Source organism: Shewanella sp., from assembly GCF_048265805.1.
In the GTDB taxonomy this organism is placed as follows: domain Bacteria; phylum Pseudomonadota; class Gammaproteobacteria; order Enterobacterales; family Shewanellaceae; genus Shewanella.
On record NZ_JBLXAT010000065.1, the window covers coordinates 1 to 5,789 of the forward strand.

Sequence of the window (5,789 nt, forward strand, 5' to 3'; positions counted from 1 at the left end):
GGTTACTTTGTTCTTGGTGATATTGCTGACAATGGTCCAGGTCATGGTGGCCAGCGGCTACGATGACCTCGACCATAGTCAGCAATATCACCAAGAACAAAGTACCCTACTGAAATAAAAGCCGTACCCACTCAGTGGGAATGGCTGAGACATGCATTTATGTCTTTGCTCCGCGATTAAACGTAAATTCTAGTCGTGACCGCAATCACGGTCACGACGTCTAACAATTTGATGTACAAAGGATACGAAATGACCACGACCACTCAACTAACAACCGCCTCTACCGCTGTTTCTACTGCACTGTCTTCTGATAATGCCTCGACTGACATGCAGGCAAAGATACAAGCGCTGAAAAACCGCGTAGCGGCAAATACAACAAGCTCAAACCAATCAACGCTGGGACTGGCTAAAGTTGGTGAAAGCGCAATTCCTTTAATGTTATTTAGTCCAGAGCATGAGGATGTTAAAATCCACTGGATGGACACTGTTGAGAAAAAAGGCTACGTCCAATGTAACGGTGACGACTGTGCTCTATGCCATGCAGATAACAAAGCATACAGCCGCTTACTGCTACAAGTGTTTAACTTTGGCTCACAGCAGGTTGAAGTCTTAGCGATCACTGATGCTAGCAATCCTGGTGCCGCCTTACCTCAAATCCTACCGATCTTCGACGCTCCAGATCCAATGATGTTACTGATGAGTCGTCAGCGCAATAAGTACACTATTGATTTGAAGCCAGTACCTCAAAACATAGATCTAGGCAAAGAAAAGATCGAAGCGTTTAACACTGCATACTCAACCGGTCAGATTAAGCTAAGTGACGTGTACGAAAAGTGCTCCAATCAAGAATTGGCAGCGATCCCAAGCATCAAAGTAATGCTTGAGTGTCGTGGCTACAAGGCAGCTTAAGATGCGGTCCAATCTGAATCCAATCAGCGGCGCTTTGGCGCTCGCTGGTTACAGACAGACTAACAATGGTCTCTATGTGCTGTCACTTCTCCGGGAATATCCTCACCTGCTGGTTAACTGGGCAGTAGGTGTAGGTAAATCCACGAACATGGACGACGTGATAGCAAAAGGCATAGAAACGGAAGAGTACGATCTAATTATCGTACTAGCCCCCACTCGCGCCATCATTGATGAGCGCCAATATATCCAGCACCCACCTAAAAACATCCAAGTAACTAACCTTCGTCCACGTGACAAAGAGTTATGCGGTAAACAGCGCAATGCCGACTGGGCTGACTATGAAAAACGCGGTCTCTCTATCCTTGGAAAACGTACGATTTGTGCCCTTTGCCCGAATCAAGAAAAATGCTACTGGGTCAATCAGTATGGTGATGCCCTAAAAGGCACGCAAGTGCTATTCGCAACTCAAGCACACCTGGCAAACGATCTGAACTTCATTGCGCGCATGAAAGCTAAATGCAACGCAGAGAAGGTACTGGTTATCTTCGATGAAGCTACCGTATCGCTAACGCCCTACAGTCGACTCATCACACAGGAAGAAATCGCGAACCTGATTTTCTGCCTATGTGAGTCAAACCTACCGCAGAAGCGTAAAGAGGCTTGTGTACTCACTCTGCAAACCCTACTGGATGCCTCAACCGATGACCTGAGAGAGCCAGGTGTTTGGTCAATGCCTCCTATATTTCCGGCAGAGATTAGAGAGCTGGTTACCATCGGAGAGCGCCACTGGCCGGAAGAGTATCGCAATATTCATTTTGACCTTCAGGCATTGATGAAATCACCGCCTGACTCACGGGAGAAGACCGAATTTGGCGATATACGATTCTCCGCAACACCGCTGGCAACCGATTGCGATGTTCTGCTGTATAGCGGTACCACGCATGAAGCCCTGTTGAAGCACAAGCTGGGTCTGGACTTTCACAACTTCTACCAAGACACCACTTTTAAAGGTGAAGGTACCGTTTGGCTGAATATCGCATCATCTTTGGGCACTGCAAGTAACTTTCTGAAGAACTCAGCACAGATCCTGGATTTCTTTCTTGAGCTACTAATCAAGCGCATAAGTGATGGCAAGAAAGTGCTCCTGGTCTCAAAGAAGAATCACAAGCAATTTTGCATCGACAAGCTGAATGACATGCTGGCAGCACGTGAGATAGTTGATGTTCATTTCGTTGATGGTGAAGAATATGCCCATAGTGACACTGTCACTCGTGTGCCAGTTATCCATTATGGGGTCATTGGCATTAATCAGTTCGAAAAATTCGACTGCGTATATTGTCTGAACAGTTACTACGTTACACCGAAGATCCTAGGCAATACATTGCAAGACATGCGCGCCAGTGACGAGCAGTTGGATATCGACATAAAAGTCACACCAAATCCTCGCCGCCGTCACGCCCGTATCGCTGACAACAAGTACCGCTACACAGATGTAGCTCAATTAGCCGATCCGATGTTACAGACACTGGAAATGGGTACCGTGATCCAAGCTGTGGGTCGGGTGCGCCCTTTTACAACGCCATGCGAGGTTATTACTTTTCAGAATAACCCGCACCCTAGCTATCCATATGATGCAGAGTTTAACAACCTCGCTGAAGCCCGTGCTTATTTCTGCATTACCAATCAGCGCACTCGAGCAACGGATGCCAAAAAGCAAGAAATACAGCGACTCAAGCAGCAAGGCCTGACACAAAAACAAATAGCCGAGCAGTTAAGTATGGGTGTTCGCACTGTCCGTCGCTACTGGGGTGGCCAAGAGGCCTAAATAAAACTGTTTTATAGGGTTGCTGGCCACCCGGCGGCCCTACGTTTCCAAGAGAGAATATTGATTATGAATTTATTGCCCGCACTAGCAAAACGATTTAACGAAGCCGAATTCGAGCCAAAGAAAAGCGCTATTATACTGCCAATGCTGCCGCCAATGGATTCCGCGGCGGTGACGTACATTGAAACCCCAAAAGACTTGGAAGATCTGATACATCTAGCTCATCAGCTGCCATTGACCGGCGCGTCACTAGACTTTGAGTTTAAGTTCAGCCGCCCCGCAATCCCCCTTCGAGGTAACAAGCAAAAACAGGATATCCGAAGTATTCTACCCCTATTGATGGCTGTTACCTTGATGACCAACACAGACAATCAGTTGCATCTTCACAATTATGTTATTGATTTAACTAAATTCAAAGAACCGAAACTTCTTCAGCCATTGCTTGACCTGCCCACGACCTATATCGCCCACCATGCCAAAGCCGAGTTACATTGTCTCTGGCAATTGGGTCTGACTGAGCCTCGCACTATCTGGGACACCTGTATCGCCGAGAGAGCACGATATCTGGGCCTGCATGTGTTTGACAATGATCAGGTATTTGATTCAGAGAACGCAGAGATTTGCGCCAGAGCAGAGCACGCTGAAAACAATCGGATCCGTTATGCACTAAATACCGTGGCGAGCCGCTATGATATTCACCACCGATTCAATTTGGTGAAATCAGACTTGCAGCACTCCTTTATTGACTATGACAGTGGAGAATTTACCCGCGAGCAGATCCACTATGCAGCTGAAGACGCTATTGTTGCAGCAAAGCTTTACCTGTCTCAGATGCAGCAGTTGACCCTCCAGGGAAGTTACCACCACCTTATCACGGTGGAGATGCCCTGGACCATCACCAATGCAGCCATGGAGTGGCATGGGGTGAGTGTTGATCGGGAAAAATGCAACGCTGTGCTCAATGCCAGTACGCCTAAGCTGGAAGCGCTCAGAAATCAGCTGGCACAAATGGGGTTAGACAATCCCAATAGTCACCAACAAAAAGAAACGTTTTTCCGTCAACTCAACTTACTCACTCATTTTAACAAGGGCGGCAAGTACAGCTTCAAGTTGCAACTATTGAAAGATCTGGCCCATATCCACCCTGCTATCGGCCTACTGGCTGAATTTAGCAAGGTTCAAGCCATTGAGAGAGATATACTGCTTCGGCCTACTATTATCGGTTCCGATAATCGCGTGCACCCTGAGCACAAACAGCTGGAAGTCGTAACCGGGAGACAATCTTGTGCCAGCCCGAACCTGCTCGGACTACCTGGCGCAATGCGTCCACTCATCATCCCGAAGAAAGGAAATGGCATCGGTGAAGCGGACTATTCCCAGATTGAAGTCGCCATTACTGCTGCGGTCTACAACGATAAGAACCTGATTGCTAAGTTCAACGCGGGGGATATCTACACAGTCATGGCTCAGGAGTTCTATGCCAACGACCTAGATGAAGAAGATCGGCAATGCGATTCCGACACTTTCAAGCATAAGCACAAAGACAAGCGGGATATCATGAAAACATGTGTACTCGGTATTCTGTACGGCCTATCCCCCTTCGGACTGGGTAGCCGTCTTGAGATATCAGAACTCGAAGCCAAACAGTTGATGAATCGGTTCCTAGCGATGTTTCCTACCCTGAAACACATGATGGAAACCGCGCCACAACAAGCAGCATATCGGGGTTATGTGAGCACCAGTACCGGATTACATCGCCACCGTTCTAATAGCGGTGCACTAAGCCGCCACGAGACAAACTGGATGGTGAATATGCCTGTGCAGGGAACAGCGGCGGCACTGTTCAAAGCAGCCGGAAATCGACTCTACCAACTTTACAAACCCTATGGTGCTAAGCTGATACTGGCTATGCATGACGCCTTTATATTCGAAGCACCTTTAGATCATATGGAAGAAGTCGGAACACTGACAACCAATGTGATGATTCAGACTGTGGTTGAATTCTTCCCTGAACTCAAGCCACGCATCGACCTGAATGACTCTGCCCCTCATTGCTGGACTAAAGATGGGGATGCAGGCAGTGTTGAACGTTGGATTGCCAATCACTGACGGCATGTAAAAAGCAGATTAGTCTGAATGCGACCTGCCCGTTTAGCTTCTGCGATGTGACAGGTTGCCCTAACTCGGTTCTGCCCCAAAGCTTGTTAGTACAAATGCTCAGCTTGCTCTGAGGATGTTAATTTTGGATTGATTTTCCTAATATGATCGGAACACTTAGTTGCGCATTAGACCTATCCCAATAAACTCATTATGTTTAAGACGACCAGTTGTCTTGTCTTGACAACACTTCTTGATTTTGAGTCCAGCGCCACAAAAAACGCTTCTAATTAGGCTTCAACTCAACATCGGCATCATTAGCTTTATAGAAAGTACGTCTTTGAATCCGAGACGCTTTGGCTTGCCTTGAGGAACCTACTGTCTAGGGACTCTCAATACGAGCATATTTGAATCTCGGTGGTTTAGATGAGTTTGCGTCCATTCAAGGTGAGTCGACGTCATTTGGAATGGGGGTTTCTTAGTAGAACGCTCGGAAAGTGATGATGCTTCAAACATAGGTAAACACAGTGGAAATCACCTCCAATGTTTGCCAAGAGGTCCTATATGGTATAACTTCGAAAGGTTGAATTCGGGACTAACTGGTTTTTATAAATGTATAAAAAAATTAACTTAAGAAAACTAATACTTCTAATATGTTTTTTTAGTGTCATAGTTAGTTTGGCGAGCGCTTTCTATTCTATTTATCATACTCAAAGAGCATTGATTATTGATAACACGATGGAGTCAAATCGAGTTTATGCCGAGAAGATGGCTGAAATGACCAATGCATTTATTGGCTCATCCATGTCACAGCTTAGATATAGCGCCAAAATATTAAGTACTAAATTTCATGACCAGAGTACCCTTAGGAATGAAGTTGATAGATTAAAATATCAAACAAATTCATTTAATTCAGTGGTAATCGTAAACTCAGAAGGTGTTATTGCATCAATTTCTC

At 46.1% G+C, this 5,789-nt stretch carries 3 protein-coding genes and 1 pseudogene; all 4 read left to right on the forward strand.

The genetic code is table 11. The features are described 5' to 3' along the window. Nucleotides 1-249: 249 nt before the first annotated feature. Nucleotides 250-909, forward strand: a complete 660-nt coding sequence (locus tag ACN0TT_RS20520) for a hypothetical protein (protein WP_417763973.1) — start codon at nucleotides 250-252, stop codon at nucleotides 907-909. A gap of 1 nt (nucleotide 910) precedes the next feature. Next, nucleotides 911-2,734 carry a hypothetical protein gene (locus ACN0TT_RS20525; protein ID WP_417763974.1) on the forward strand — a complete coding sequence of 608 codons (1,824 nt, stop codon included), beginning with the start codon at nucleotides 911-913 and terminating at the stop codon, nucleotides 2,732-2,734. A gap of 66 nt (nucleotides 2,735-2,800) precedes the next feature. Beyond that, entirely contained in the window at nucleotides 2,801-4,843 is a 2,043-nt protein-coding gene (locus ACN0TT_RS20530) for a DNA polymerase (RefSeq protein WP_417763975.1), read from the forward strand. A gap of 756 nt (nucleotides 4,844-5,599) precedes the next feature. Further along, nucleotides 5,600-5,789: pseudogene (locus ACN0TT_RS20535) on the forward strand (diguanylate cyclase); the annotation flags it as partial.

Coding starts and splice junctions, on each gene's coding strand:
- ACN0TT_RS20520 (WP_417763973.1), top strand. CDS start 250: ATGACCACGACCACTCAACTAACAACCGCCTCTACCGCTGTTTCTACT.
- ACN0TT_RS20525 (WP_417763974.1), top strand. CDS start 911: ATGCGGTCCAATCTGAATCCAATCAGCGGCGCTTTGGCGCTCGCTGGT.
- ACN0TT_RS20530 (WP_417763975.1), top strand. CDS start 2,801: ATGAATTTATTGCCCGCACTAGCAAAACGATTTAACGAAGCCGAATTC.